Annotated in this window: 27 protein-coding genes; 6 read left to right on the forward strand and 21 right to left on the reverse strand. The window is 70.2% G+C overall.

Annotated features, from left to right (window positions below; all coding sequences use genetic code 11):
• Nucleotides 1-62: 62 nt before the first annotated feature.
• From F8566_RS07305 to F8566_RS07315, 3 genes are read right to left on the reverse strand one after another with little or no spacing between them, the layout of a single operon-like run.
• Nucleotides 63-2150: a HEAT repeat domain-containing protein gene (locus tag F8566_RS07305; protein WP_449691190.1), complete on the reverse strand. Its 2088-nt coding sequence runs from the start codon at nt 2148-2150 to the stop codon at nt 63-65.
• A 32-nt stretch (nt 2151-2182) separates the two neighbouring features.
• Entirely contained in the window at nt 2183-2491 is a 309-nt protein-coding gene (locus F8566_RS07310; protein WP_192809558.1) for an AzlD domain-containing protein, read from the reverse strand.
• Nucleotides 2491-3174 (reverse strand): AzlC family ABC transporter permease, encoded by a 684-nt coding sequence (locus tag F8566_RS07315; protein WP_151559180.1) that lies wholly within the window; start codon nt 3172-3174, stop codon nt 2491-2493. The genes F8566_RS07310 and F8566_RS07315 overlap by 1 nt, the downstream gene beginning before the upstream one ends.
• Nucleotides 3175-3241: 67 nt before the next feature.
• On the opposite strand from F8566_RS07315, the gene F8566_RS07320 reads away from it, so the two are divergent.
• Nucleotides 3242-3799 (forward strand): helix-turn-helix domain-containing protein, encoded by a 558-nt coding sequence (locus F8566_RS07320; protein WP_225992936.1) that lies wholly within the window; start codon nt 3242-3244, stop codon nt 3797-3799.
• 78 nt (nt 3800-3877) lie between these two features.
• Here the strand turns inward: F8566_RS07320 and F8566_RS07325 are convergent, their stop codons facing one another.
• The 11 genes from F8566_RS07325 to F8566_RS07380 form a co-directional block, all read right to left on the reverse strand.
• A complete protein-coding gene (locus F8566_RS07325; RefSeq protein WP_225992937.1) occupies nt 3878-5107 on the reverse strand; it encodes an ABC transporter permease in 1230 nt (409 codons plus the stop codon).
• Entirely contained in the window at nt 5076-5762 is a 687-nt protein-coding gene (locus F8566_RS07330; protein ID WP_151559183.1) for an ABC transporter ATP-binding protein, read from the reverse strand. Before F8566_RS07330 ends, F8566_RS07325 begins: the two co-directional genes overlap by 32 nt.
• On the reverse strand, nt 5759-7141 hold the full coding sequence (locus F8566_RS07335; protein ID WP_192809559.1) for an efflux RND transporter periplasmic adaptor subunit: 1383 nt from the start codon (nt 7139-7141) through the stop codon (nt 5759-5761). The genes F8566_RS07330 and F8566_RS07335 overlap by 4 nt, the downstream gene beginning before the upstream one ends.
• Nucleotides 7142-7252: 111 nt before the next feature.
• Nucleotides 7253-7675: a hypothetical protein gene (locus F8566_RS07340; RefSeq protein ID WP_151559185.1), complete on the reverse strand. Its 423-nt coding sequence runs from the start codon at nt 7673-7675 to the stop codon at nt 7253-7255.
• 94 nt (nt 7676-7769) lie between these two features.
• Nucleotides 7770-8564, reverse strand: coding sequence for a pyrroline-5-carboxylate reductase (gene proC, locus F8566_RS07345; RefSeq protein ID WP_151559186.1), 795 nt, complete (start codon nt 8562-8564; stop codon nt 7770-7772).
• A 51-nt stretch (nt 8565-8615) separates the two neighbouring features.
• Nucleotides 8616-9536, reverse strand: coding sequence for a proline dehydrogenase family protein (locus F8566_RS07350; RefSeq protein WP_151559187.1), 921 nt, complete (start codon nt 9534-9536; stop codon nt 8616-8618).
• 133 nt (nt 9537-9669) lie between these two features.
• Entirely contained in the window at nt 9670-10905 is a 1236-nt protein-coding gene (locus F8566_RS07355; protein ID WP_192809560.1) for an LCP family protein, read from the reverse strand.
• A gap of 59 nt (nt 10906-10964) precedes the next feature.
• Nucleotides 10965-11699, reverse strand: a complete 735-nt coding sequence (locus tag F8566_RS07365; RefSeq protein ID WP_151559188.1) for an ABC transporter permease — start codon at nt 11697-11699, stop codon at nt 10965-10967.
• Nucleotides 11696-12430 carry an ABC transporter ATP-binding protein gene (locus tag F8566_RS07370; protein WP_151559189.1) on the reverse strand — a complete coding sequence of 245 codons (735 nt, stop codon included), beginning with the start codon at nt 12428-12430 and terminating at the stop codon, nt 11696-11698. The genes F8566_RS07365 and F8566_RS07370 overlap by 4 nt, the downstream gene beginning before the upstream one ends.
• 125 nt (nt 12431-12555) lie before the next feature.
• Nucleotides 12556-13179, reverse strand: coding sequence for a TetR/AcrR family transcriptional regulator (locus F8566_RS07375; protein ID WP_151559190.1), 624 nt, complete (start codon nt 13177-13179; stop codon nt 12556-12558).
• Nucleotides 13176-14060, reverse strand: coding sequence for a sugar phosphate isomerase/epimerase family protein (locus F8566_RS07380; RefSeq protein ID WP_192809561.1), 885 nt, complete (start codon nt 14058-14060; stop codon nt 13176-13178). Before F8566_RS07380 ends, F8566_RS07375 begins: the two co-directional genes overlap by 4 nt.
• 199 nt (nt 14061-14259) lie before the next feature.
• Between F8566_RS07380 and F8566_RS07385 the strand changes: the two genes are divergently transcribed.
• The 4 genes from F8566_RS07385 to disA all read left to right on the forward strand — a co-directional run bounded on the left by F8566_RS07385 (nt 14260) and on the right by disA (nt 18955).
• Nucleotides 14260-14961, forward strand: a complete 702-nt coding sequence (locus F8566_RS07385; RefSeq protein WP_151559191.1) for a class I SAM-dependent methyltransferase — start codon at nt 14260-14262, stop codon at nt 14959-14961.
• A 122-nt stretch (nt 14962-15083) separates the two neighbouring features.
• A complete protein-coding gene (locus tag F8566_RS07390; protein ID WP_151559192.1) occupies nt 15084-16145 on the forward strand; it encodes an alpha/beta fold hydrolase in 1062 nt (353 codons plus the stop codon).
• A 48-nt stretch (nt 16146-16193) separates the two neighbouring features.
• Nucleotides 16194-17699: a DNA repair protein RadA gene (gene radA / locus F8566_RS07395; RefSeq protein WP_151559193.1), complete on the forward strand. Its 1506-nt coding sequence runs from the start codon at nt 16194-16196 to the stop codon at nt 17697-17699.
• Nucleotides 17700-17872: 173 nt separating this feature from the next.
• Complete coding sequence (gene disA, locus F8566_RS07400) at nt 17873-18955, forward strand: DNA integrity scanning diadenylate cyclase DisA (protein WP_151559194.1); 1083 nt, start codon at nt 17873-17875, stop codon at nt 18953-18955.
• Between the two features lie 19 nt (nt 18956-18974).
• Here disA and F8566_RS07405 read toward each other — a convergent pair whose 3' ends face one another.
• A complete protein-coding gene (locus F8566_RS07405) occupies nt 18975-19637 on the reverse strand; it encodes a hypothetical protein (protein ID WP_225992938.1) in 663 nt (220 codons plus the stop codon).
• 68 nt (nt 19638-19705) lie between these two features.
• Here F8566_RS07405 and F8566_RS07410 point away from each other — a divergent pair, with 68 nt between their 5' ends.
• The gene (locus F8566_RS07410) at nt 19706-20599 is read left to right on the forward strand and encodes an A/G-specific adenine glycosylase (protein WP_318836390.1); all 894 of its coding nucleotides are present in this window, start codon (nt 19706-19708) and stop codon (nt 20597-20599) included.
• Nucleotides 20600-20606: 7 nt separating this feature from the next.
• On the opposite strand, the gene F8566_RS07415 is transcribed toward F8566_RS07410, so the two are convergent.
• From F8566_RS07415 to F8566_RS07440, 6 genes are all read right to left on the reverse strand, one after another.
• Nucleotides 20607-21350, reverse strand: a complete 744-nt coding sequence (locus F8566_RS07415; RefSeq protein WP_151559195.1) for a class I SAM-dependent methyltransferase — start codon at nt 21348-21350, stop codon at nt 20607-20609.
• 136 nt (nt 21351-21486) lie between these two features.
• On the reverse strand, nt 21487-21858 hold the full coding sequence (locus tag F8566_RS07420; protein ID WP_151559196.1) for a S24/S26 family peptidase: 372 nt from the start codon (nt 21856-21858) through the stop codon (nt 21487-21489).
• 106 nt (nt 21859-21964) lie between these two features.
• Nucleotides 21965-22540 carry an ArsR family transcriptional regulator gene (locus F8566_RS07425; protein WP_151559197.1) on the reverse strand — a complete coding sequence of 192 codons (576 nt, stop codon included), beginning with the start codon at nt 22538-22540 and terminating at the stop codon, nt 21965-21967.
• 156 nt (nt 22541-22696) lie between these two features.
• The gene (locus F8566_RS07430; RefSeq protein ID WP_151559198.1) at nt 22697-23500 is read right to left on the reverse strand and encodes an N-acetylmuramoyl-L-alanine amidase; all 804 of its coding nucleotides are present in this window, start codon (nt 23498-23500) and stop codon (nt 22697-22699) included.
• A 134-nt stretch (nt 23501-23634) separates the two neighbouring features.
• The gene (locus F8566_RS07435; RefSeq protein WP_151559199.1) at nt 23635-26148 is read right to left on the reverse strand and encodes an ATP-dependent Clp protease ATP-binding subunit; all 2514 of its coding nucleotides are present in this window, start codon (nt 26146-26148) and stop codon (nt 23635-23637) included.
• Nucleotides 26149-26544: 396 nt separating this feature from the next.
• Nucleotides 26545-26865: a histone-like nucleoid-structuring protein Lsr2 gene (locus F8566_RS07440; protein WP_151559200.1), complete on the reverse strand. Its 321-nt coding sequence runs from the start codon at nt 26863-26865 to the stop codon at nt 26545-26547.
• Nucleotides 26866-26879 lie beyond the last annotated feature (14 nt).

Below are 26879 nucleotides of genomic sequence, written 5' to 3' on the forward strand. Positions count from 1 at the left end.
TGGTGCCCCCGACCGCGGTCCGCGGAGGTGCTTCGCCAATTCCAGCGGCCGTTTCAACTGGCTCAGCCGTCGCCGGGTGCTATGCGCGCCAGAGCACTGGCGCACTCGCGCAGGAGCAGTTCGTCGTCGTGGATTGTGTGGCTGCTGTGGACCTCATGATTGTGGCGGCGCGTGCTCGCCACCTCGCGGCGTAGCACCGGCAGCGCGGCTTGGGCAGCCGCACCCATCTCCCCGGCGGCGCGGGCAATGTGCTGACGGGAATGGGCATTCGCGTTCCAGAGGCCGAGCATGACAGGCAGTGCCGTCTCGGCGTCGCCGACGGTCCGCCACAGTGCCAACGCCGCGTCCAGCCTGGTCCACTGCTGGATGCCGTCGCCGAGCAGGCCGCGCAGGTCGTCGGCAGCCGGAGCACCGTCCGCCCCCATCGCCGCCAGCGCGATGGCCGCGTAGCGCCCCTGGCCACCGCCCTCGGTGATGCACCGCCGGAGGATCGGCAGCACCTCATCCGGATCGCCCTCGATCTCCCAGAGCGCCTGGGCGGCCTTGGTCTGTGCGCGCTCGTCCGCGAGGAGCCCACGCAGTGCCGGCACCGCAGGGGCGGCCTCCGGGCCGATCCGGCCCAGTGCCCCGATCGCCGCGTCCGCGCGCTGATCCCGGCGCAGCATGTCCATCAGCTCGGGCACCGCAGGTGCGGCGAGCGCGCCGAGCCCTCCGAGCACCCTGGCGAGCCCACTGCGGCGCTCGTCGTACCCGTCCGGTCTGGGGAGGTCACGCAGCCGTCGCGTGATCGAAGTGATGAGCTCCGCCGCCTGCTCACCCATGCCACTGATCCCTGCACCGATGTCGCGGGGTGGCTCGGGCCGATCCAGGGCCCAGCGCAGCATGGGGAGCGCGCGCGGATCGCCGAGACGGGCCAGCGCCAGAAGCGGCGCGCCGAGCGTGGAAGGGCCTTGCGGGTAGACCGAGATCCAGCCGGATCGCCGGCCGAAGCCGCCTTGGGACTCGCGCGGGGCCCCGGCGAGGTACGCCGCCAGATCGTCGGCGGCTGGAGCCGCCAGTCCGAAAAGGTCGGTGATGACGGACGCCGCGGCGGCGGACAGCCGTGTTTCGGGGTCGGCGAGCTGGCGGCCGAGCAGCCTCACCAGATCGTCGTACGGTGCTCGCCAGCCGCGGAGGAGCCCGGCGGACGTCCATACGGCGTCGACCCGCCGTCCCCAGTCCGGCGACTGGAGAAGCGCGGAGAGGAACTCGATCCGATCCGTCACACGATCACCCAAGGCCCGGTCGAGCCCCCGGATGAGCTGCTGAAGCTCCGGAGCCCGGCGCCCGGCATCGGCGTTCTCGCGCATCTCCCGCAGTGCGCCGACCAGCGTCGGTGTCGCCGGAAGGCCCTGAGGTGCCCGGGGCGGCCCGGCCGTCTCGACGGTCTCGTCCATCAGCCCGAGGGCGGTCGAGACGATGCCGCCCGGCAGGGCCTCGGGAGCGACCCGGGCGACCTGGACGAATGCGGCCAACCGCACGGCCGGATCGGCGTGCTCGGCCGCGACGGCGGCCAGCCAAGCGCCTGCCGTTCCCTTGCCCAGCGCCCCGATGGCATCGACGAGATCCAGTCGATTCTGCGGATCGGTCTCGGCCGCGAAGTGGTGTTGAAGAGCCGGAACGATCTCGTCGGCGTGCTCACGGCATGCCGTCAGCGCACGGAACGCACCGTTGCGGACGGCCGTGTCCGGATCGGTGAGCAGGCTGAGGAAGAGGGGCTTCGAGAGGGACACCGCTTCGTGTGCCATGCGGTGGTTCCGCGCCCATTCAGCGTCCTCGCCGTCCTCCTCGTCCTCGTCGTGGTCGTCCGCGTCGTCCTCTTCACCGCCCGCGCCGCCGATGCTGGCCAGGAGACCGAGGATTCGTCCCCGATCGTGCACTCGCGCATCGGCGACCGCTTCCAGGAGGAAGGGGATCGCGGCGAGGGTGCAGGCGTAGACGTCCCCTTGGTGGTGCACCGCGCCGTACATGCCGTCGAGTGCGATCTCGCGTTCGGCGGCATCCGCCGACAGCAGGCCGCGCAGCAGGTCCGGCACGTCGGTGGCGGGCCCGTAGGCGTGCTTCATGGAGGCCCAGTCGACCTCGTCGAGCTCGTTGAACACGCCAGGCATTCTGGTGTAATCAGGGCCGCTCCCGGGCGGGATCACTCGATGCCGCAGAGGCGCAGCACGGCCGTGGTCGCGGCGGCGGCGATGACGATCACGGGGAACGGCGCGCGGCGTACGGCCAGCACGCCCGCGGCGAGCACCCCGGCCGGTCTGGCCCAGCCGGCGAAGCCGTGGCCCTCGGTGAGGGCGGCGGTGACCACCAGTGTGATCAGCAGGACGGCGGCTGCCACGGGCAGGAGCCGCCGCAGGCGTTCGGGGATCTCCACCCGGTCCTGGAGGACCGGCCCGGCCAGCCGGAACGCGTAGGTCCCGGCCGCCAGCACGACGATGGCGAGCAGCGGCATCAGTGAGCCACCTCCTGCCTTCTCATCTCGGGGACGTAGAGCACCAGACCAGCCAGTGCCAGCAGCACCGGCACTCCGGCCGGGAGGAAGGGCGTGGCCGCGAGCGCGACGGCGGCGCCCAGGAGAGCGGCGTGCCGGGTGCCTCGGTCGCGCAGTGCGGGCAGGACGAGCGCGAGGAGGACGGCGGGGAAGGCGGCGTCGAGGCCGAGGGCGCCGGTGTCGCTGATGATCTCGCCGGCGAACGCGCCGAGCACGACCGAGACGTTCCAGACCACGAACAGCGCGATGCCGCAGGCCCAGAACGCGGCGCGGCGGTGGCGCGGGCCTGTCTGCCGCATGGTGAACGCGACGGCCTCGTCCATGATCAGGTGCGCGCCCAGTAGCCGGCCCCGGCCCGCCAGCACGTCGGAGACGGCGAAGCCGAACGGGAGCAGCCGGGCGTTCAGCACCAGACCTGTCACGACGGCCGCGATCACACCGCCACCGGCGAGCACGACGCCGATCGCGGCGAACTGGGCGCTGCCCGCGAAGACCAGCAGGGACATGGCGACGGGCACCCAGGCGTCGAGCCCGCCGGAGACGGCGATGGCGCCGAACGAGGCGCCGACGAGCGCGTCGGCGACGCAGACCAGGGCGATGTCGCGAATGGTCTGCCGATCGAGAGTTCGCCAGAATGAACGCATGTCCATTAGGATGGACAGACGTGGCGGAGTTCGTCAAATCGAACAACTGATAGTCTGGAGCGAACACGTGGAGCAGCAAGGCCCGCCCCTTGACCTCATCGCGGCCTCGATCCGGCGGGAACGCGAGCGTGCCGGCCTGTCGCAGACCGAGCTGGCGCGGCGGGCGGGCATCGCCAAGTCCACGATGTCCCAGCTGGAGTCGGGCGCCGGCAACCCGAGCGTGGAGACGTTGTGGGCTCTCGGTGTCGCGCTGGACATCCCGTTCAGCAGGCTGGTCGAGCCGCCGCGCCGCAACGTGCAGGTGATCCGTGCCGGTGAGGGACCCGTCACCCACTCCGAGCAGGCCAACTACGCGGCCACGCTGCTGGCGTCGTGCCCGCCCAACGCCCGCCGGGATCTCTACCGGCTGGACGTCCAGCCCGGCGAGCCCCGGATCTCCGAGCCCCATATGGCCGGCACGTCCGAGCACGTCGTGGTCGGCACCGGCCGCGCACTCGTCGGACCGGTGGAGGAGCCCGTCGAACTCGGCCCCGGCGACTACATCAGCTATCCGGGCGACGCGCCGCACATCTTCAGGGCGCTGGAGCCGGACACCACGGCGGTCATCCTGATGGAGCACATCTGACGGAACGGCCTTCGGGTGCCGGTGCCGCGCTCATTCGGTGCCCGGCTCATTCGGTGCCCGGCTCATTCGGTGCCCGGCTCATTCGGTGCGCAGGGCGATGACGGGGTCGAGGCGGCCCGCCCGCCGCGCCGGGACGACGCCGAAGAAGATCCCGACCCCGGCCGAGACCACGAACGCCAGCACGGGCGACCACCAGGTGATCGCGGCCGGGACGGGCGACAACGCCGTGATCGTGAGCGAGAGGCCCGCGCCGAGCAGGATCCCGGCCGTGCCGCCGATCGTGGTCAGCAGCACGGCCTCCACCAGGAACTGGGCCAGGATGTCGCGCTGCCGGGCGCCCAGGGCCTTGCGCAGCCCGATCTCCCTCGTCCGCTCGCGCACGCTGACCAGCATGATGTTGGAGACACCGACCCCGCCGACCAGCAGGGAGATCGCGGCGATCGCGGCGAGCACGCCGGTGAGCGCGCTCAGCACGGTGCCGATGGTGCCGAGCAGCTGTGTCTGCGTGATCGCCGAGAACTGCTCGCCCTGGTACTTGCGCTGCAGGGCGTCCACGACGTCCTTCTGGAGGCGCGGGATGTCGTCGCTCGTCGGCGCCCGGATGGCAAGGAAGTCGATCCGGTCGACGCCGAACATCCGCTGCGCCGTGGTCACCGGAACGTGGACCTCGGCGTCCCGCGTCTGCCCGAACGTCTGCCCGACCTCCTCGAAGACCCCGACGACACGGAACCGCGTGCCGCTCGCGATCGCGACCTGGCGGCCCACCGGATCGACGTCCCCGAAGAGCCGGCGGGCGATGTCCGACCCGAGCACGACGACACGGCGGCGGGTCTCGACGTCCGTACGGCTGAGGTAGCGGCCCCGGCGCAGCGGGCGGTCGAAGACGTTCTGCACGTTCTCGTTCGCGCCGACGATGCTGGAGAACGTCTGCGCACGGCCCGCCCGTACGGTCTCGCCGGAGTTGAGGGCGACCGCGATCTGCCCTTCGTCGCCCGTCACCCGGCCGAGGTAGGTGACGTCCTCCAGCTGCATGCGGCTGATCGTGGGCGCCGCGCCGAACGAGAACTCCCCCGGCGCGACGAAGATGATGTTGGACCCGAGGCCCTCGATCTCGTTCTCCACCAGGTTGCGGGCGCCGGTCCCGATCGCCACCAGCACCACCACCGCGGCGACCCCGACGACCACGCCGAACATCGTCAGCGCGCTGCGCAGCCGGTTGACGCGCAACGCCTCCAGCGCCACCCGGAACGACTCGCCGAGCCTCATCAGCCCGGCCTCACGAGACGTCGCGTTCGATGAGGCCGTCACGGATGTGGATCTGCCGCCGGGCCCGTTCGGCCACGTCCGGCTCGTGCGTGACCAGCACGATCGCCACACCCTGCTCGGTGTTGAGCCGTTCCAGCAGGTCCATCACCTCGTGGCCGGTACGGGTGTCGAGGTTGCCGGTGGGCTCGTCCGCCAGCACCACCCCGGGATCGCCGACCAGCGCCCGCGCGATCGCCACGCGCTGCTGCTCACCGCCGGACAGCTGGCTGGGCCGGTGATCGAGCCGGTGCGCCAGCCCCACGGTGTCGAGCGCGGAGATGGCCCTGCGGCGGCGTTCGCCGCGCCCGATCCCGCGGTAGACCAGCGGGAGCGCCACGTTCTCCCGCGCGCTCGTACGGGCGAGCAGGTGGAACGACTGGAAGACGAAGCCGATCTGCGAATTGCGGAGTTCGGCCAGTTCGGTCTCGGTGAGCGTGGCGACGTCCTTGCCGCCGATGCGCAGGAGACCGCGGGTCGGGCGGTCGAGGCAGCCGAGCAGGTGCATGAGCGTGGACTTGCCCGAGCCGGAGGGGCCCAGGATCGCGACGAACTCCCCCGGGTCGATGCGGACGCTCACGCCGCGGAGGGCCTCCACGTCCACGCCGTCCATCGTGTACGTACGGGTGACGTCCACTGCTTCGAGCGCGGGTTCGGTCACGTGGAGAGCTCCTGGCCCTGCCGGACCGAGTCGGCGCCGCGGACGACGACCTCCTCGCCCTCCCTCAGACCGCGGGTGACCTCGACGGTCGTGTCGCCCTGGGCGCCGAGCCGGACCACGCGCCGCTGCGCCCGGCCACCGACCACCGCCCACACGACCGAGTCGCGGCCGCTGCTGACGATCGCGGCGGAGGGCACCGACAGCACGTCGGTCACCTCGCGTACGCGCAGGTTGACCACCGCGCTCATCCCCGGCTTGGGCATGGGCGCCCGGCCGCCACCGGAGAGCGTGCCCTCCTTGAGGACGAGCGTGACCTTGTACGTCACACCGCCGCCGGTGGACTCCTTCGGGGTGACGCCGACGCCGGTGACCTCGGCGGTGTACGTGCCGCCCTGGACGGCGTCGAACTCCGCATCGGCCTCGACGCCCTCCCTGATCTGCAGCACGTCGGTCTCGTCGACGTCGGCGGCGAGGGAGAGCCGGGAGACGTCCGTGACCGTGACCACCGCGTCGCCGCTGGAGACCGGGGCGCCGGTCGCGATCGAGGAGGCGTCCTTGGCGGTGCCGCCACCGAGGCCGCCCAGCGCCGCGAGGCCGGAGGCCGCCGAACCGCCCGCACCGCCGCCCTGCCCTGCGAGCTGCTGGGGCAGCCGGCTCGCCAGGTCGCCGAGCCCGCCACCGCCGCCCGCGGGGCCGCCCAGGCTGACGACGCCGTCGAACGGAGCCTTGATCGTGAGAGCCTTGACGGTGCGTTCGGCGGCCCGTACCGCGGCGCGCGTCTGCACGCGCTGGGCCGCGGTGATCGAGGAGAACGCGTTGCCGACACTGCCGAGGCCCGCGTTCAGGCGGGCGACGGCGTCGCGGGCGGCCGCGGCGGCGGCCCGGTACTCGCCCTCGGCCCTGGTGATCCCGGCGAGGACGAGCGCGCGCTGGCGCAGGTCAGGGATCTTCAGCGCGACCTTCCGGGCGGCGGAGAAACCCTGGCGCGCGCTCCGGTCCGTCTTGCGCTGGAAGCCCGACATGTCGAGGGCGGCGGGCATGTCGACGCCGCCCCCGGCGAGAGAGCCGTCGGCCTCGCGAGCCTGGGCGAGCTGCTCCCGGGCGGTGGGCGAGCCGATCTTCGCGAGAACGTCGCCCTCCTGCACCCGGTCGCCGTCCCCCACGTACAGGCGCTCGATCGTGCCCTCGGCGGACGCGCGCAGCGTCGCGGCGGCACGCGCGGAGACGGTGGCCGGGGCCTCGACGACCTCGGCGACATCGGAACGCAGCACCTTGCCCAGCCGGACCCGGTCGGTGTCGTCGTCGCCGCTGCAGGCACTGAGCTGCGCGGCCAGCAGCACGGCGACCGCGACCGCGGGGATGTAACGCCGCACTGACATGCGCGTCATCGTAAAAGCGTGCCGATCCCCACGTAAGGCCCTTAGCGGGCGATCTCCACCCGGCTGGCCTCTCCCGGTCATCGAGTGAGATCTGCGTCACCCTCTGGGGGGTCACACCCTGGAGGCATGAGCCCCCGAGTCGTGTCTCGCGCCCGAGCGCACGGTGAAGAAGCCGACCAGGGCCGCCAGCGCGGCGATGCCCTCCCCCACGAGGCTGATGGTCTTCTCCATGTACCAGACCGGCTCGTGCATGGCCGGGAGCGGACCGAGCCGGCCCACGTCCACGTAGTAGTAGAGGAGCAGCGCCCCGACCGCGCTCGCCGCCACCAGGAAGGCGATCGCGTAGGTCACGCGGTTGGCCAGCACGAGCACGAGAACGGCGACCAGGCCGGCGACGATCGCCTGGGCCTGGAAGAGCACCTCGCCGTCGATGGAGCCACCCTGGCTGCCCTTCATGTCGGGCGCGAACTGCCAGTGAACGTATGCGTCGGCTGCCAGTCCGGCGGCCACGAGGAGACGCAGCAGGATTCCCATACTCACTACACGGCCACAACCCCCTCTTCGGATCAATGGCCGCACGGAGTTATCTACGGAAATATGCCCCTGCCACCGGGGTCGTTCGCGGAGGTCAGCCGCCCGCGAGCTCGCGGCCACGGTCTCGGGCGGCCTCGATGGCCTCCAGCACCGCCGCCCGGACGCCGTGCTTCTCCAGCTCCCGGATCGCGGCGATGGTCGTGCCGCCCGGGGAGGTCACGGCCTCGCGCAGCAGCACGGGGTGCTCGCCGGAGTCGCGCAACATGACCGCGGCGCCCACCGCCGACTGGATCACCATCTCCAGCGCGGCGGCGCGCGGCATGCCGAGCAGGATCCCGGCGTCGACCATCGCCTCGACCAGGTAGTAGAAGTAGGCCGGGCCACTGCCGGAGAGCGCGGTGGCGCCGTCCTGCAGCGACTCGGGGATGCGCAGCACCTTGCCGACGGGACTCAGCAGCTCCTCGGCCAGCTTGAGGTGTTCCTCACCGGCGTGCGACCCGGCGGAGATCACGCTCATCGCCTCGTCCACATGCACCGGGGTGTTGGACATGACCCGGACGACCGGCACGCCCTCGGGCAGCCGATCCTCGATGAACGCGGTGGTGATGCCGGCCGCCATCGAGATCACGAGCCGGCCCGCCGGGATGTGCCCGCTCACCTCGTCCAGCAGCACGCCCATGTCCTGCGGCTTGACCGCGAGGATGAGCACGTCGGCGGTGGTGGCCGCCTCGACGTTGGTCACGATGTCGATGCCGTAGCGCTCGCGCAGCAGCGCGCCGCGTTCCTCGCGGCGGGCCGTGGCCATCAGCTCGGCGGGGCGGCGCCCGGCCCGGAGGACACCGGAGAGCAGCGCCTCGCCCATCTTGCCGGCGCCCAGAATCGCGATCATTTTGCACCTCGGATAGGGAACGAACGTTCCCCACCCTAGCGCCGCACGGGCTCAGGACTTGCTGGCCAGCGACCTGAGGAAGAAGCCGAGGTTGGCAGGGCGCTCGGCCAGGCGGCGCATGAAATAGCCGTACCACTCCTGCCCGTACGCGACGTACACGCGCATCTGGGCCCCCTGGCCCGCAAGGCGGCGCTGCTCCTGAGGGCGGATCCCGTACAACATCTGGTATTCGAAGCTCTCGGGCTCGCGCTCGTTCAGCACGGCGAGGGCACCGGCGATGTCGATCAGGCGGGGGTCGTGCGTGGCGAGCATCGGGTAGCCCTTGCCGGCCATCAGGACCTTCATGCAGCGCACATACGACTTGTTGACCTCGTCCTTGTCGGCGAAGGCCACGTCCTCGGGGGCTGCGTAGGCGCCCTTGCAGAGCCGTACGCGGGATTCCTCGTAGGCGAGTTCGGCACAGTATTCCTCGGAGCGCCGCAGGTAGGCCTGGATGGCCACCCCCGTATCCGGGAAGTCGCGGCGCAGCTCGTGCACGATCCGCAGCGTGGAGTCGACCGTCGTGTGGTCTTCCATGTCCAGGGTGACCGTGGTGCTCGCCTGGCGGGCCGCAGTGCAGATGCGCCGCGCGTTCTCCAGGGCCAGGTCCTCGTCGAACGCCTGGCCGAGCGCGGTGAGCTTGAGCGAGGCCTCGGCCCGCGTGCCCAGCCCGGCGCCGGCCAGCCGGTCGAGCAGCTCGACATAGGCCTTGACGGTCGCCTCCGCCTGCCCGGCGTCGAGGGTGTCCTCCCCGAGCACGTCCAGGGTGACGAGCAGACCCTCGCCGGTGAGCTTCTCGGTGGCGCGCAGGGCGTCATCGACCGATTCGCCCGCCACGAAGCGGTGCACGACGCCGCGCGTGAGGGGCGCGGTCTCCACGAGTTTGCGTACGCCGCCACTGCGCGAGGCGACCAGCAGGGCCTGACGAAGCACTTCACATCCCCTTGTCCGGTGGGGACGACTCTGTCCCCTTCTTCAGGTTAATGCCCGGGCGGGAACGACGATCACGCGGGCAGAGCCGGTCGGCCGGCCGGAAACCCGGATCGGCCCGGAAGGCCCTGGTGGTTCAGGAGACAGTGCCGACGCGGTTGACGCCGCCGTACTTGGCCACGTACTCGGCCATCCCCGCGGTCTTCACGGCGTTGAAGAGCGCGCCCGCCTTCGTCCGGTCCAGCAGGACGACGCTCTGCTTGCCGCGCTGGGCGCTGCCCTTGTTGGGCGCGGTGATGAACGCGACGTTGGAGGCCCGGATGTTGCGGAGGCTGATCGCCAGCGAACGGAGCTTGCCGGCGTCGACCTCCTCGTCCACGCTGATCGACTTGGTGAACGCCGAGAGGAAACGGTCGAGCTTGAGCGGGTTGGAGATGGTGCCGCCGTCCGCGGCCTTCTTGGCCAGGGCGCCCAGGAACGCCTGCTGCCGCTTGATCCGGTCGAAGTCGCCGTTCGGCAGGTTGTAGCGCTGCCGCACGAAGAGCAGGGCCTTCTCACCGTCCAGCTTCTGCCGCCCGGCGGGCCAGTTGACCTTGCGGGCCGGGTCGTACACGCTCTGCGCGATGTCCACCTCGACGCCGCCGAGCGCGTCGGTCATGGACTTGAAGCCCTCGAAGTCGATGGCGCCGAAGTGGTCGATCCGGACGCCGGTGAGCTTCTCGACGGTATCGATCAGCAGGGGCGGGCCGCCGAACGAGAACGCGGCGTTGATCTTCTGGTTGCCGTATCCGGGGATCTCGACCCACGAGTCGCGGGGGAACGAGACCACGTACGCCTTGCTCCGGTCGGCCGGCAGGTGCAGCAGCATGATCGTGTCCGACCGCTGCCTGCCCGGCTTCCACACCTGGCCGCCGTCACCCGTGGTGCCCATGTCGGCCCGGGTGTCCGAGCCGACGAGCAGCCAGTTCTCGGTGCCGGTCACGTTCGGCCCGGGACGGTTCTTGCCGGTCGGCATCGCGCCGCGGATGCGGTCGATGTTGCCGTTGTACGAGGACTGCCGCTGCCAGAGGAGCCCGCCGATCCCCGCCACCACGAGGAGCACGAAGACCAGCACGGCGGCCAGGACGCGGGGCCACCGGCGCTTCCGCTTGACGCCGTCCTCCCCGTCGTCCGGCAGGCCAGGTGCCCCGGGCGTGCCGTGCTCACCGGGCCCGCCTGGTTCGGCGGCGGGCTCGAAGAGACCTGCGGTTAGCCCCTGCGGCGGCTGCCCCTGCCCCTGCGGCGGCTGCCCCAGCGGCGGCTGGCCCTGCGACTGCGGCGGTGCTGGCTGCGGGTGCGGCGCCTGGGGGCCCGGTGAGTCTAGTGGGCTCATGGCGCCGGAGGTTATCAGCCGGTTGGGTCCGCTTTAGCCAAGGGAAAAAGGTTCCATCGTCACGGTGTGCGGCGGCGGAGCGTGGCGGCGCCGAAGACGAGGGCCAGCAGGGCGAAGCCCGCGATGACCACCATGTCGCGGACGAGATTCCCGGTGACGTCGGCGCTCACGGTGACCTCCTTCATCGCGTCCACCGTGTACGACAGCGGCAGGACGTTGGAGATGCCCTCCAGCCAGCCGACCATCTGGTCGCGCGGGACGAACAGGCCGCACAGCAGCATCTGCGGCAGCACGAACGCCGGCATGAGCTGCACCGCCTGGAACTCCGTACGGGCGAACGCGCTGGAGAACAGGCCGAGCGCCACACCGAGCACCGAGCAGAGCAGTGCCGAGACGACCAGCGACCACAGTGAGCCGTTCAGGTCGAGGCCGAGCCAGGTGAGCGAGATCGCGAGCACAACCCCCACCTGGAGCAGGGCGACGAGGCTGAACGCCAGCGCGTAGCCGAGGAGCAGGTCGAGCTTGCCGGTCGGCATGGTCATCAGCCGTTCCAGCGTGCCGCTCGTCCGCTCGCGGAGCGTGGCCACCGAGGTCACCACGAACATGATCACGAACGGGAAGATGCCCAGCAGCAGCGGGCCGATCCGGTCGAACAGCGCGGGGGCGTCGAACACGTAGCGCAGCAGGATCATCAGCAGCGTCGGCACGCCGACGATCAGGCCGATCGTGCGGTGGTCATGGCGCAGCTGGGCCAGGATCCGCTGCGTCGTCGCCAAGGTGATGGAGAGGTTCACGCCCGGGCTCCTTCCCGTTCGGTGATCAGCTGGAGGAAGACCTTCTCCAGATCGTCGATGCCGGCGCGGGCGCGCAGCCCGTCCGGGGTGTCGTCGGCGAGGATCTCGCCCTCGCGCATCAGCAGGAGCCGGTCGGTGCGGCCCGCCTCGTCCATGACGTGGCTGGAGACGATGAGCGTGGTGCCCCGCTCGGCCAGTTGCCGGAAGAGCCGCCACAACTCTTCGCGCAGAACCGGGTCGAGGCCGACCGTCGGCTCGTCCAGCACCAGCAACTCCGGCGTGCCCAGCAGGGCGACCGCCAGGTTGGCGCGGTTGTGCTGGCCCCCGGACAGGGTCGCGACGATCTGGTCGCGATGCCGGGTGAGCCCGACCTCCTCGATGACCCGGTCTGCGTCCTCCTTCGGCGCCCCCAGTACCGAGGCGAAGTAGCGCAGGTTCTCGTGAACGCTCAGGTCGTCGTAGACGGCCGGGCTCTGGGTCGCGTAACCCACGCGCTTGCGCAGGGCCTTGGAGCCCGCCGTGTCGCCCAGCACGCTCACCGTGCCGCTCTTGACGATCTGCACGCCGACCAGGGCGCGCATCAACGTCGTCTTGCCGCATCCGCTCGGGCCGAGAAGCCCGACCACCGAGCCGCGCGGAACATCGAACGTGAGCCCGTGCAGCACCTCACGGCCACCTCGCACCACCGTCAGGTCACGCACGCTCACCGCCGCCGGACTAGAACTCATCATGTGTTGAATTTATGTCGGCGACATGTCCGCGTCAAGCTCTCCGGACTTCCAGAGAAGCCTTCGGGGTGTTTCGGGATGCCGGAAAACCCGTGCCGGAGACCGGCACGGGAAGGGGGAGGGGAGAGTCAGCTCAGGTGACGCTGGATGGTCGGAGCCAGGAGCTCGACGATCTCGTCCGGCGTGGAGGAGGCGATCGGCTCGACCTCCAGCACGTACCGCAGGATCATGACGCCGATCATCTGGCCTGCGGCGGCCTGGATCCTCAGCAGCGGGATGCCGTGCAGCTCGGCGGCACGGGCGAACAGCGCGGAGGACACGAACTCCCGCATCATCACCGCGGCGCGTTCGTTGGTCATCGCCGAACGCAGCATCGCGAGGATGGGCGCGCGGCGCTCCGGCATCTCCCACACGGACAGGAAAATGCGGACCATCGTCTCGCCGAGGTCCTCCCGGCGCGTGCCGAAGATCTTGGGCAGCAGCTCGCCTGGATCGACCGGGAACTGCATCGCCGCGATGAAGACGCCCTCTTTGTTGCCGAAGAAGTGATGCACGAGCGCCGGGTCCACCCCGGCGCCACGGGCGATGGCGCGCAGCGAGGCCCCGTCGTAGCCCTTGTCGGCGAACAGCTCACGGGCCGACGCCAGGATCGCCTCGCGCGTCTCGGTCGGGCCCGGCCGCCGCCCCGGCGGCCTGCGTGCGGGTTTGCGCGCGGCGTTCCGCGCGGTGTCGCGCTGAGCGGACTCGGTCACCGGGCACCCCGGGGCGAGACCTCTCCGCCCGAAGTGACCTCCCACGTACGTTCGGCGGCGGCGAGGTGCAGCCGGGTGAACGCGAGGGCCTCGGCGAGATCCTCCATGCGTTCGGCGCGGGTGGCGGCGCGGCGGGTGTTGACCTCGAGGACGATGTGGCCCCGGTAGCCGTCGTCGGCGAGCTGTTCGAGCATCGGGCCGCACGGCTGGTTGCCCCTGCCGGGCACCAGGTGCTCGTCCTTGTTGGTGATGCCGACGCCGTCGGCGAGGTGGACGTGACGCAGCCGGTCGCCGAGCTGCCCGGCCATCTCCAGCGCGTCCGAGCGGGAGACGGCGGTGTGCGACAGGTCCAGGGTCACGTAGGGGTAGTCCTGGTCGACGGGGTTCCAGTCGGGAAGGTACATGCCGGCCTCGGCCCCGCGGGCCTTGAGGGGGAACATGTTCTCGACGGCGAAGAGGATGTCGGTCTCCTCCTGCATGCGGCCGAGCCCCTCGACGAACTCGCGCGCGTAGTCCCGCTGCCAGCGGAACGGCGGGTGCACCACGACCACGTCGGCGCCGAGCTCCTCGGCGACCTCCTTGGAGCGCACCAGCTTGCCCCACGGCTCGCGCCCCCAGACCCGCTGCGTCAGGAGCAGGCAGGGCGCGTGGATCGATTTGATCGGCATCTGGTGGTAGTCGGACAGCCGCCGCAGGACGTTGAGGTCCTGCGAGGAGGCGTCCGTCGAGACCATGACCTCGATGCCGTCGTAGCCCAGCAGCGCCGCGATCTCGAAGGCGCTCGGGACCTTCTCCGGATAGACCGACGCGGTGGACAGCGTGATCGGGGCATCCGGGACCCGGATGCCCGGGGAAACGACGCCGTTGTGCTGCGGGGTCAAGGCTCCCTCGCCAGATGTTCGCTCGGCAGTGTCCGTCGCGTGCCCCGCCCGAGGGGGCCCGGCCGGGCCTTCTCCCTGACCCTGCCCCGCTCCGCGGCGCTCACGCAACGGAAAGCCTATGCGCTGAAGGCGCTGACGAAACCTCCGGGCCATAGTGATCCGCATTTCTTGACGTGGGTAATGACTACGCTCTGTCCTCGTGGTCGAGATCGCACCGGGCGCCGTGCCCAGCCCGAACATCTGGAACTCCCCGCGGGTCTACGAGATCGAGAATCGCGCCGTCGACCCGGACGGCGCGCTCGAGTCGGCGATGCGCGCCATCAGGCCGTGGGACGGCGCGACCGTGCTCGATCTCGGCTGCGGTACGGGCTTCCACCTGCCGATGTTCGCGCGGGACGCGGCCAAGGTGGTCGGTGTCGAGCCGCACAGCGGTCTTGCGGCGGCCGCCCGGCGGCGCGTGGCCGATATACCAAATGTGACGGTGCGTGTAGGCGCGGCCCAGGCCCTGCCACTTCCGGACGCGTCCATCGACGTGGTCCATGTCCGCTGGGCCTACTTCTTCGGGCCGGGATGCGAGCCGGGTCTGGCCGAGCTGGACCGGGTGGTGCGGCGCGGCGGCGCGATCTTCATCATCGACAACGACGCGACCCGGTCGACCTTCGGCGGCTGGTTCCGGCGCGGGCTGCCGTCGTACGACCCCGGGGCAGTCGAACGTTTCTGGACGCGCCGCGGCTTCGCCCGGGAGCCGTTGATGATCCGGTGGTCGTTCGAGAGCCGGGAGGATCTCGCCGCGGTGTTGCGCATCGAGTTCCCCGAGGAGCTGGCCGCGGAGTTCCTGCGTGAGCACGAGGGCTGCGAAGTGGACTACGCCGTCAACATGTGGTGGCACCGTCTCCCCTGAGGGAGGTTACTGACTAGTCGGTCACATTCGCGCCCAGGGTCTGGCCTGCTACTGAATCGCCGTACAACAATGACGTCCCGTACCGTCTCAGGACCGACGATCGACATCAGGGGGTTGGGACCATGGGCCGTGCCGCCAGGGCGAGCCGTACCGTTCTCGCCACCGCCGCGCTCGGCGCCGGTGCCGCCGGCATCGGGCTGGCCGGACAGCGCCGTGCCGTCAGGCGCCTGCAGCTGCGCCCCGACGCGCACGCGGGCGAACCGTTCGGCTCCTTGCGCGGCCGGCCTGTGCCGGTGCGCGCCGCGGACGGCACCCGGCTGTACGCGGAGATCGATGGCGAAGACCGCACCGACCTCGCGATCGTCTTCTGCCACGGCTGGACGCTGACCCAGGACGCCTGGCACTTCCAGCGCAAGGCCCTGCGCGGCCTGGGCCGGCTGGTCTTCTGGGACCACCGCGGCCACGGCCGTTCCGACGGCGGCGACCGGACCGAGAACGACCTCGCCCAGCTGGCCCATGATCTGGCCGCGGTCATCGAGCAGACCGTGCCCGCCGGGACTCCCGTGGTCCTGGTCGGCCACTCGATGGGCGGTATGACGATCCAGCGCTACGCCGACGCCTTCCCGGACGAGCTCGGGGCCAAGGTGCAGGCGGTCGGTCTGCTCAACACCTCCTCCGGAGGCCTCGGCGAAGTGACCCTGGGTCTGCCCGCGCTCCTGGCCCGGTCGACGCAGCGCGTACTGCCGCGGACCCTGCGGGCGGCCGGTGCGGGCTCGGCAGTGATCGAGAAGGTCCGGCACCTCGGCCGGGAGGGCACGCTGCTCTTCCTCGACCGGTTCATCTTCGGCCCCGACGCCAGCCCGGCGGCGGTCGCGTTCACCGAGGAGATGCTGGCCGACACCCGGATGGACGCGCTCATGGACTTCTTCCACTCGATGCTCTCGTACGAGGTGATCAGCGAGTGCGCGGAGCTCGGCAGGGTCGACACCCTGGTGATCGGCGCGGAGAACGACCTGCTGACGCCGATCGAGCACAGCCTCAAGATCGCAGCCTGCGTTCCGTCCGCCCGTCTGGAGGTCGTCCCCACGGCCGGCCACATGGCCATGCTGGAGCGCCCCGGCGTGGTCTCCGACCACTTGGGCGATCTCATCGAGCGTGCGCGCAAGTCCGTGACCGCCGCCTGAGACCCGGTGGGCACGTTGTGTCACTGGTGACCCCTACTGTTTGTCCACATGGCGAAGGCGAAGACGGCTAAGGCCACATACCGGTGCTCCGAGTGCGGCTGGCAGACCTCCAAATGGGTGGGGCGCTGCGGCGAGTGCCAGGCCTGGGGCACGGTCACCGAGGCCGGATCGGCGACACCGGCGCGAGTGGTCTCGGCGGGCCCTGTCAGCTCCCCGGCAAGGCCGATCGGTGAGGTTGACGTACGTTCGGCGCAGTCCAAGCCGACCGGCCTGGACGAGCTCGACCGGGTGCTGGGCGGCGGTCTGGTGCCCGGGGCCGTCGTGCTCCTGGCCGGCGAGCCGGGCATCGGCAAGTCGACGCTGCTGCTGGAGGTCGCCGCGCTGGCCTCACAATCGCCCGTCCCGCAGCAGCGTCCGGCCGACGGCGCCGCCAATGGCGGCGGTGCCAGTGGTGGCAGTGGCGGTGGTGGCAGGGCCGGTGGCGGCGCGGGTCGTACACCCGTGCTGTACGTGACGGGCGAGGAGTCGGCCGAGCAGGTGCGTCTCCGGGCTGACCGGGTGGGCGCGGTCACCGACGACCTCTACCTGGCGGCCGAGACCGAGCTGTCTGCCGTGCTGGGACACGTCGACGCGGTCGAGCCCAAGCTCATGGTGGTCGACTCGATCCAGACCATCGGCACGTCCGAGGTCGACGGCGCACCCGGCGGCGTCACCCAGATCCGCGAGGTCACGGCCAACTTGATCAGGGTCGCCAAGGAACGTGGCGTCACCGTGGACCTGGTCGGCCACGTCACCAAGGAGGGCGCGATCGCGGGGCCGCGGCTGCTGGAGCACCTGGTCGACGTGGTGCTCTACTTCGAGGGCGACCGGCACAGCCGGCTGCGGATGATCCGCGCCGTCAAGAACCGCTACGGCCCCACCGACGAGCTCGGGTGCTTCGACCTGTCCGAGCTGGGCATCGTCGGGCTGCCCGACCCGAGCGGGCTGTTCCTGACGCGCCGCGAGGAGCCGGTGCCGGGCACCTGCGTCACGGTCACGCTGGAGGGCCGCCGCCCGCTGGTCGCCGAGGTCCAGGCCCTGGTCGCCAAGTCGCAGCTGCCGGCCCCGCGCCGCGCCACGTCCGGCCTCGACCCCTCTCGGGTCGCGATGGTGCTGGCGGTGCTCGCCCAGCGCTGCAAGATCTCCATGCACGAGCAGGACGTCTATGTCTCGACGGTCGGCGGCGTCCGGCTGAGCGAGACCTCGGTCGACCTGGCCCTCGCGCTCGCCGTCGCGGGCTCCACCGCCGAGCAGGCCCTCTCCGGCACGCTGATCGGGCTGGGCGAGGTCGGCCTCGCCGGTGAGGTACGCGTCGTACCGGGCGTGCAGCGGCGGCTGGCGGAGGCGGCGCGGCTCGGATTCAAGCACGCGATCGTTCCGCGCGGCGCGCTGTCGCTGGGCGACGGCTCCCCCCTGAAGAAGGCCGATCCCCAGCTCACCAGCCATGAGGGCATGAAGGTCATGGAGGTCGACAACCTCCAGCAGGCGCTGCGGGTGGCCTTCACCGCCCCATAGAGCGCCCGATGGCCCGATGCGGCCACGGCCCTCCATGACAAGGGACTTTACGGCTACATAACAGGGGTCACGCCAGAGTATTACGCCACAGCAGCACGCTTGCTACCAGGGGAGGAACCGCCGCTCGGGGCTCCTCGGTAAACTGACGCCGTCCAGCGACCTCCGGGGGCCAGGTGCCAACATACGAAAAGGGCCATGACGAACGACGCCGCGCGACGCTCGCCGCGGTGGCCCCGGGCACGTCGATCCGTGACGGCCTGGAGCGCATCCTGCGCGGCCACACCGGCGCTCTGATCGTCCTCGGCTACGACCGGCTGGTCGAGGAGCTGTGCAGCGGCGGCTTCGAGCTCGACGTCGAGTTCTCCGCCACGCGGCTGCGCGAGCTGGCCAAGATGGACGGTGCGATCGTGCTCGACAGCACCCGCAACCGCATCGTCCGCGCCGCGGTGCACCTCGTGCCGGACTCCACGATCCCGACCGAGGAGTCGGGCACCCGGCACCGCACTGCGGAGCGGGTCGCCCGCCAGACCCGGCATCCGGTGATCTCGGTCAGCCAGTCGATGCACATCATCGCGCTCTACCTCGACGGCATCCGCTACGTCCTGGAAGACTCCGCGGCGATCCTGTCCAAGGCCAACCAGGCCCTGGCCACCCTTGAGCGCTACAAGCTCCGCCTCGACGAGGTCTCGGGCACCCTTTCGGCACTGGAGATCGAGGATCTGGTCACCGTCCGCGACGTCAGCGCGGTCGTGCAACGCCTCGAAATGGTCCGCCGCATCGCCGACGAGATCGAGGGCTATGTCGTCGAGCTCGGCACCGACGGCCGGCTCCTGTCACTCCAGCTCGACGAGCTGGTCTCCGGTGTCGACATCGACCGCGAGCTGATCGTCCGCGACTACCCGCCGCCCGACGCCCGCACCCGCACGGTCACCGACACGCTGTCCGCGCTGGACCTGCTGTCGGCCACCGAGCTCCTCGACCTGTCCACGGTCGCCGAGGTGATGGGCTTCGCCGGGCCGGACGCCCTGGACCTGCCGGTCAGCCCCAAGGGCTACCGCCTGCTGGCCAAGGTCCCGCGCCTCCCGGGGCTGGTGGTCGAACGGCTCGTGGAGCACTTCGGCGGCCTGCAGAAGCTTCTGGCCGCCAGCATCGACGATCTCCAGGCCGTCGGCGGCGTCGGCGAGTCCCGCGCCCGCAGCGTCCGCGAAGGGCTGTCGCGGCTGGCCGAATCCTCGATCTTGGAACGCTACGTCTGACCGTCCGATCCGGCGCCGGTCAGCGGAGGCGGAAGACCTGCCTCGTGACCTTGATCCTGTCGGCCTTGACGCTTGCGACATAGGTGCCGGGACGAGCCGCCTCGCGCTTGCCGCGGCATCGGCCGTCGGCGCGCTTGCGGTCCCAGGTCACGGTTCTCACGTACGGGATGCCACGGCGCAGCATCTGGATGGACGACCCGCCTCCCTGCTCGCACGCGGACACCGACCAGATGCGATCGCCACCCGAGGTGACGCGCACGTCCAGCGACTTGGAGCCGACGTCGAACGTGCAGGCATGGTCACCCGTGTTGACGACGGTCAGCTGGAACTGCGGCATCTCGTTCTTGGCGTACGTCTCGCGTGCCGAGGTCATGTTGACGACGACATCGTTCTTCTCACAGGCGTCGCCGTCCTTGGAAGTCTCCGGGGTGACCTTCGCCGTCACGGTGACCGTGGGCGCCGCCGCGGGAAGGCTCGAAATCGCCGCACCTGCCGAGGGGCTTCCCGAGCCCACGGCGGCCACCGCGTTCTTCACCGACTGTTTCTGCCCGCCCTCACCGGCGGTGCACGCCCAGGCTCCCAGGCCCACGGTCCCGAGCACCGCGCCGAGCACGATGATCCGCCGCTGCCAGTACTGGTCCCGCCACCAGTCCCCGGGATCACGTCCAGTGTCCGTCCCCATACGGGCAGTATGCATTACTTGATCTTCGTTGCCATGGCGACCCGCCGGGCCCGATAGGTTCAGTTCCGATGGAGACAGGTTCAATCGCGATGAACAACGGGTACACCGACCCGATCCTGGCCTGGTACGAGGCGAACGCCCGGGATCTCCCCTGGCGTGCGCCCAGCGCCACCCCGTGGGGCGTCCTGGTCAGCGAAATCATGCTTCAGCAGACCCCGGTCAGCCGCGTACTGCCCGTCTGGCACGAGTGGACGGCACGCTGGCCCACTGCTGCCGCGCTGGCCGCCGAACCCTCTGGTGAGGCCGTGCGGGCGTGGGGCCGGCTCGGCTATCCGCGCCGCGCCCTGCGCCTGCACGGCAGCGCCCAGGCGATCGTCGAACGTCACGGCGGCGAGGTCCCGTCGTCGCACGAGGACCTGCTGGCCCTTCCCGGCATCGGCTCCTACACGGCGGCCGCCGTCGCGAGCTTCGCGTTCCGCCAGCGCCATGCCGTCCTCGACACCAACGTCCGCCGCGTCTTCGCACGGCTGCTGTCCGGCGACGAATACCCGCCCAAGTCGCAGACCAAGGCCGAGGTGGCCCAGGCCGAGTCGGTCCTCCCGCTGGATCCCCCTACCGCGGCCCGCTGGTCGGTCGCCGTGATGGAGCTGGGCGCCCTGGTCTGTACGGCGCGTACGCCCCGCTGCGTGGACTGCCCCGTCCTCGACCGGTGCACCTGGCACCTCAACGGCCGCCCCGCGTACGACGGCCCGCCCCGCCGGGGGCAGACGTACGCGGGGACGGACCGCCAGTGCCGGGGCCGGCTGCTGGCCGTCCTCCGCCAGGCCGAAGGCCCGGTGGAGAAGCCCGCTCTGGACATCGTCTGGTCCGATGCCCTCCAGCGCGAGCGGGCCCTGGACACCCTCATCGCGGATGGCCTGGTGGATCCCCTGGAGGACGGCCGCTACGCCCTTCCGGGCTGAGCCGGCGTCAGGTCACCGGACGCAGGACGTAGCCGGTGTACCCGTACTCGGTGCCGTGGTCGCGGCGCATGGCGGTCTCCTCTCGGGTGACCGCGAGCGCCTCGGCCATACCGGGCACGGATGTGTCGGCCGCGTCCGCGCGTTCTGCCAACGGCCCGTAATACTCGTCCCAGTCGGACTCAGGCTGGCCGTAGACGCCGACCACCTCGTAGCCGGCGGCGCGTGCGGCGCGCGTGTTGTCCGCGGTGCCGCGCAGCGGATAGATCTTGTCCCAGAACGCGCGAGCCTCCGGGGACACCTCGTCCGCCGTCCACTCGCACTCGGTCACGACCAGCGTGCCGCCCGGGGCCGGCAACCGCCGCCACGCACGCAGCGCGGTGTCGAAGCCGACGTTGTAGACCGAGGACTCGGCCCACACCAGGTCGAACGACCCGTCGCGGAACGGGAGATCGGCCATGTCGGCACGGAGTGTGGTGATCGAACCGGCGAGACCGCGTGCCGCGGCCGCCGCGTTCAGCTCGTCCAGGAACGGCTCGTGCAGATCGACGGCCGTCACATCGGCACCGGCCTCGGCCAGCACCAGGGCGGCACTCCCGGGGCCGCAGCCCAGGTCGAGCGCCCGCGGACGCTGCGGCAGCGGTCCCGCGAGGGACAGCAGATGCCGCGTCGTCGCGTCCGAGCCGGGGCCCTGCCGCGGCAGGCCGTGGTGCAGAGCGAAAAAGGCCTCATGAGAGGCAGCGTTGTCAGACAACGGAGAATCCTTGGTGATGAGGGCTCGCGGGGGTGGGTGCTTCGCCGCCTCAGCCGCGAGCCGGGAAGGTGGGGACGGAACCGTCGCCGGGCATGGCAACACCGGCGTTCCACATGACAGTCATCAACCCACCTCCTCAGGACTCGCCGTTCACCTTATCGAGCTTGGTCGCGATCTTGTCCAGAGCCCGGGGACGAGGGGTGTCCTCGACGGACAGGCAGATGCCGTAGACGCGGTCGTGGTGCGTCCAGCCGTTGACGCGTCCGCGGTTGTTGCTGATCTGCACCCGGCCGCGGGCGGGATCGAGGGCCGAGACCAGGTGGAGGTACACCGTCCCGGCGACCTTGGCGAGCACGATGTCGCCGACTTCGAGCTTGGCGGGATCGACGGGTGCGACCGTGACCAGGTCGCGGCTCCGGATCAGCGGCACCATCGACGAGCCCGTCGGGCGGAAGCGCACGGTGGCGCCTCCGGCCACGCGCGCCGCGATCGCGTCCATCTTTCCCATCGAGGGCAGGATGCGGGCTTGAGGATGCCGCCGTCCAATGCTTTTCGGCGGTGCTTTTCGGCGGTGCTTTTCGGCGGTGCGGCCCCCGACCACCTTCGCGCCTGGCTCAACCACTGATCGGATAAAGGGATCCGGCGCGGATTTCGCGTAGGAACGGGTCGTCGTCCTCCTGCCAGCACCGTGCCGACCGCACGACGGGATGGACAGGCAGTCCGAGGCGCGCGGCGGCCTCCTGCGCGGCGTCGAAGGCGCGTGCGTGGGAGAGCTCTCCGATCACAAGAACCTCAACATCCCCGGCAGGATCACCGGCGTCGCCCTCGTAACGTTCAGCCCAGGCCCCGAATATCAGGACCTCCACGACCCCGGGCAGCCTCGCGAACTCCTCGGCGACGACGGCCCTGGGGCCGAACGTGAGCATCAGCAAGCGCGCGAGCGGCTCGTACAGCGGCGTCGCCGTGTCGCGCCGCACCACGCGCCCGGCCGTGGTGCGCCGCAGCACCAGCAGCCCCGCGCGGGCGAGCCGGTCGACCTCGCGCACGACCGAGCCCAGATCGGTGCGAAGCATGACGGCGAGGTCCAGCATGGTCATCTCCCGGTCCGGCCCGAGAAGCAGCCGCGCCAGAAGCTCGCCCTGCAGCCGCGATCGGAAGATCGGGAGTTGTGGAGGGGCACTCTCCTTCATGTCGCGCATGAAGAGCTGTGCCACGTCAGAGTGAAGGACCGGGCCACGCCGCCGTCCCGGTCCTCGCCGGAAGTCCGCTGCCGCACACAACTCATTCGAACGCATATTCGAAACTGTACGGTGCGGGTCTGACAGAACGTGTCAGCGGCGAACGTGTCAGCGGCGGAGGTAGACCCCCAGGCCGACCGCGAGGCGTTGCGCCGCCTTCTGCCGCCATGCGGCGCTCTTCAGCCTCGACGCATCCGTTCGGTTGCGCATGTTGCCGCATTCGATGAAGACCTTGGGCACCTTCGACATGTTGAGCCCGCCGAGGTCCGTTCGTACGTCGAGCCCGTCACCACCGACGTAGTTCGCGTACGGCTGCACCTTGCGGAACGCCGCGCGCACGTCGTACCCGAGCCGCTTGGACGGCTTCACGATCGGCCCGGTGTAGCCCTTCACGTATCCAGGCAGGATCACGTGGAAGCCCCGCCGCGACGACGGCGCGCCGTCGGCATGGATGGAGATCGCCGCGTGGGCGCGCAGCCGGTTGGCGATCGCGGCCCGCTCGTTGATGCACGGGCCGACGCCGCGGTTGTTCGGCCGCGTCAGCCGCACCGTCGCCCCCTGCGCGCGCAGGATCTTGGCCAGCCGCTGGGCCATGTCGAAGGTGAATGCGTGCTCGGCATAGCCTGAACTGGTCGCCGTGCCCGTCGTGTCACACGCCTTCTTCTTCGGCCCCGCCGGCACCTTCCGGTTGATCACCTTCGGGTACTTGTAGTTGAGCCCGTTGTGCCCCGGATCGATCACGATCACCTTGCCGGCGAGCGGCCGGGGCTTCGCCGCGACCGGCTGGGCCTTGGCCGCGGCCGGGCGGGCGTCCGACGACGCGGCCCCCACGTTCAGCCCCACCAGGACCACACCCGTGGTCGCGACCACGACCGCGACCGTTCCGGTTCCCACGATCCGTCGAGTCAACATGATCAAGGACGGTATCGCCCTTCGCCGCCCCTCGCCCTCCCCTGACCGCAAGAGGACGCAAAGACAAGCCCCATCGCGAAAGGAAAGGGCCCGTACCGAACGGGTCGGTACGGGCCCTGCCTCAGGACTTCGGGTCAGTCCTTGTTGAAGTTGACCGCGCCCTCGATGGGCGGCGGGCTGTCCGGCACGCCGGTCGGCTTGGTCATGCCCTTGAACGTGAACTTGGCTTCCTCGCCGGAGCCCTCGGTGCCGACGATCACGATCTGGCCGGCCTTGAGCTCGTTGTAGAGGATCTTCTCGGACAGGTTGTCCTCGATCTCCCGCTGGATGGTCCGGCGCAGCGGCCGGGCGCCCAGGACGGGGTCGTAACCCCGCTCGGCCAGCAGATCCTTGGCCTCCTGCTTGAGCTCCAGGCCCATGTCCCGGTCCTTCAGCCGCTCGTCGACCTTGGCGATCATGAGATCCACGATCTCGATGATCTCCTTCGGCGTGAGCTGGTGGAAGACCACCGTGTCGTCGACACGGTTGAGGAACTCGGGCCGGAAGTGCTGCTTGAGCTCCTCGGAGACCTTGGCCTTCATCCGCTCGTACGAGCCCTGGTCGTCGTTCGAACGGGCGAAGCCCATCGAGACGCCCTTGGAGATGTCCTTGGAACCGAGGTTCGTCGTCATGATGATGACGGTGTTCTTGAAGTCCACGACCCGGCCCTGGGCGTCGGTCAGGCGACCGTCCTCCAGGATCTGCAACAGCGAGTTGAAGATGTCCGGGTGGGCCTTCTCGATCTCGTCGAACAGCACGACCGAGAAAGGCTTGCGGCGCACCTTCTCGGTGAGCTGGCCGCCTTCCTCGTAGCCGACATATCCGGGCGGCGACCCGAACAGACGCGAGACGGTGTGCTTCTCCATGAACTCGCTCATGTCGAGCTGGATGAGCGCGTCCTCGTCACCGAAGAGGAACTCGGCGAGCGTCTTGGAAAGCTCGGTCTTTCCGACGCCGGACGGGCCGGCGAAGATGAACGAGCCACCGGGACGCTTGGGGTCCTTCAGACCGGCGCGGGTACGCCGAATGGACTGCGAGAGCGCCCTGATGGCGTCCTCCTGGCCGATGACCCGCTTGTGCAGCTCGTCCTCCATGCGGAGCAGCCGCGTGGTCTCCTCCTCGGTGAGCTTGAAGACCGGAATGCCGGTCGCGGTGGCGAGGACTTCGGCGATCAGTTCCTCGGTCACCTCGGCGACGACGTCCATGTCGCCGGCCTTCCATTCCTTCTCCCGCTGCGCCTTCTGGCCGAGAAGCTGCTTTTCGGAGTCACGGAGCGCGGCGGCCTTCTCGAAGTCCTGCGCGTCGATCGCGGACTCCTTCTCGCGCCGCACGTCGGCGATCTTCTCGTCGTACTCGCGCAGGTCCGGCGGCGCGGTCATCCGGCGGATGCGCATCCGCGAACCGGCCTCGTCGATGAGGTCGATCGCCTTGTCCGGCAGGAACCGGTCGCTGATGTAGCGGTCGGCCAGCTGCGCGGCCGCGACCAGGGCGCTGTCGGTGATCGAGACGCGGTGGTGCGCCTCGTACCGGTCCCGCAGGCCCTTGAGAATCTCGATGGTGTGGCTGAGCGAGGGCTCGGCGACCTGGATCGGCTGGAAGCGGCGCTCCAGCGCGGCGTCCTTCTCCAGGTGCTTGCGGTACTCGTCCAGCGTGGTCGCCCCGATGGTCTGCAGCTCACCGCGGGCCAGCATCGGCTTGAGGATGCTGGCGGCGTCGATCGCGCCCTCGGCGGCGCCCGCCCCGACGAGCGTGTGCAGCTCGTCGATGAACAGGATGATGTCGCCGCGCGTGCGGATCTCCTTGAGGACCTTCTTCAGGCGTTCCTCGAAGTCACCGCGGTAGCGGGAGCCAGCGACCAGCGCGCCCAGGTCGAGCGTGTACAGCTGCTTGTCCTTGAGCGTCTCGGGCACCTCGCCCTTGACGATCTTCTGGGCGAGCCCCTCGACGACGGCGGTCTTGCCGACGCCCGGCTCGCCGACCAGGACGGGGTTGTTCTTGGTACGGCGGGACAGCACCTGCATGACCCGCTCGATCTCCTTGTCCCGGCCGATCACCGGGTCGAGCTTGCCCTCCCGCGCGGCCTGGGTCAGGTTGCGCCCGAACTGGTCCAGCACAAGGGAGGTGGACGGCGCCGACTCGGTCGGCCCGCCGGAGGCCGCAGGCTCCTTGCCCTGGTAGCCGTGCAGCAACTGGATCACCTGCTGGCGGACCCGGTTGAGGTCAGCGCCGAGCTTGACCAGGACCTGGGCGGCGACGCCCTCGCCCTCACGGATCAACCCAAGCAGGATGTGCTCAGTGCCGATGTAGTTGTGGCCCAGCTGCAATGCCTCACGCAGTGACAGCTCAAGGACCTTCTTGGCACGCGGAGTGAACGGGATGTGGCCCGACGGCGCCTGCTGTCCCTGGCCGATGATCTCCTCGACCTGCTGGCGCACCGCCTCGAGGCTGATCCCCAGGCTCTCCAAAGCCTTGGCAGCGACACCCTCACCCTCGTGGATCAGACCCAGGAGGATGTGCTCGGTGCCGATGTAGTTGTGGTTGAGCATCCTGGCTTCTTCCTGAGCCAGAACGACAACCCGCCGCGCGCGGTCGGTAAACCTCTCGAACATCTCGTCGCTCCTCACAGAGCGGTTGGGCAGAGTCCGGAACGTCCGGAACTGTCCTTCCGCATGCTAGCCCGCCCCGAGGAGGCCAACCCGGTGCACTCCCACCAGGAGACGTTCCCCAGCTAAGCGCTGTTCATCCTCATCCAACTACCCCACCGGTGCGTCATGTTCCCGCTACGCCGCAAGCGAACGGGGCTTTTCAGCAGGTCGTTCACGGCAAGGGGGTTGTTCATGCCGTACAGGGACGGATTAGCCGAATGAGGGCTGTCTACCTCCTCGGGGGCGACGCAACCCACAGAACGCTACGCCACAAGCGAACGCCCCGCCCCCTGTCAAGGCGAGCGGCCTCAAAGCGAACGGCCCGTCCCTTCTCGGGACGGGCCGCCGAAGCGAGGTGGGTCAGTGAGCCGCCTCGTACTGCTCGACCACGTTCTGCGGGATACGGCCACGCTCGTTGACCTTGATGCCGCGCTGCTTGGCCCAGGCGCGGATGTCGGCACTCCGCTCGCGGCTGGACGCGCCACGCGGACGGCGCCGACGAACGGTGCCGGCCTTACGCGACTTCTCCACGAACGGCTGCAGAGAATCCCGCAGCTTCTTTGCGTTGGCGCTACTGAGATCGATCTCGTAGGAGGCGCCGTCGAGCGAGAACGCCACGGTCTCGTCCGCCTCGCCACCGTCGAGGTCGTCGACGAGAAGCACCTGAACCTTCTGTGCCATGGGGACAGACCTTT

The sequence above is a fragment of the Actinomadura rudentiformis genome, from assembly GCF_008923185.1.
Taxonomy (GTDB): domain Bacteria; phylum Actinomycetota; class Actinomycetes; order Streptosporangiales; family Streptosporangiaceae; genus Spirillospora; species Spirillospora rudentiformis.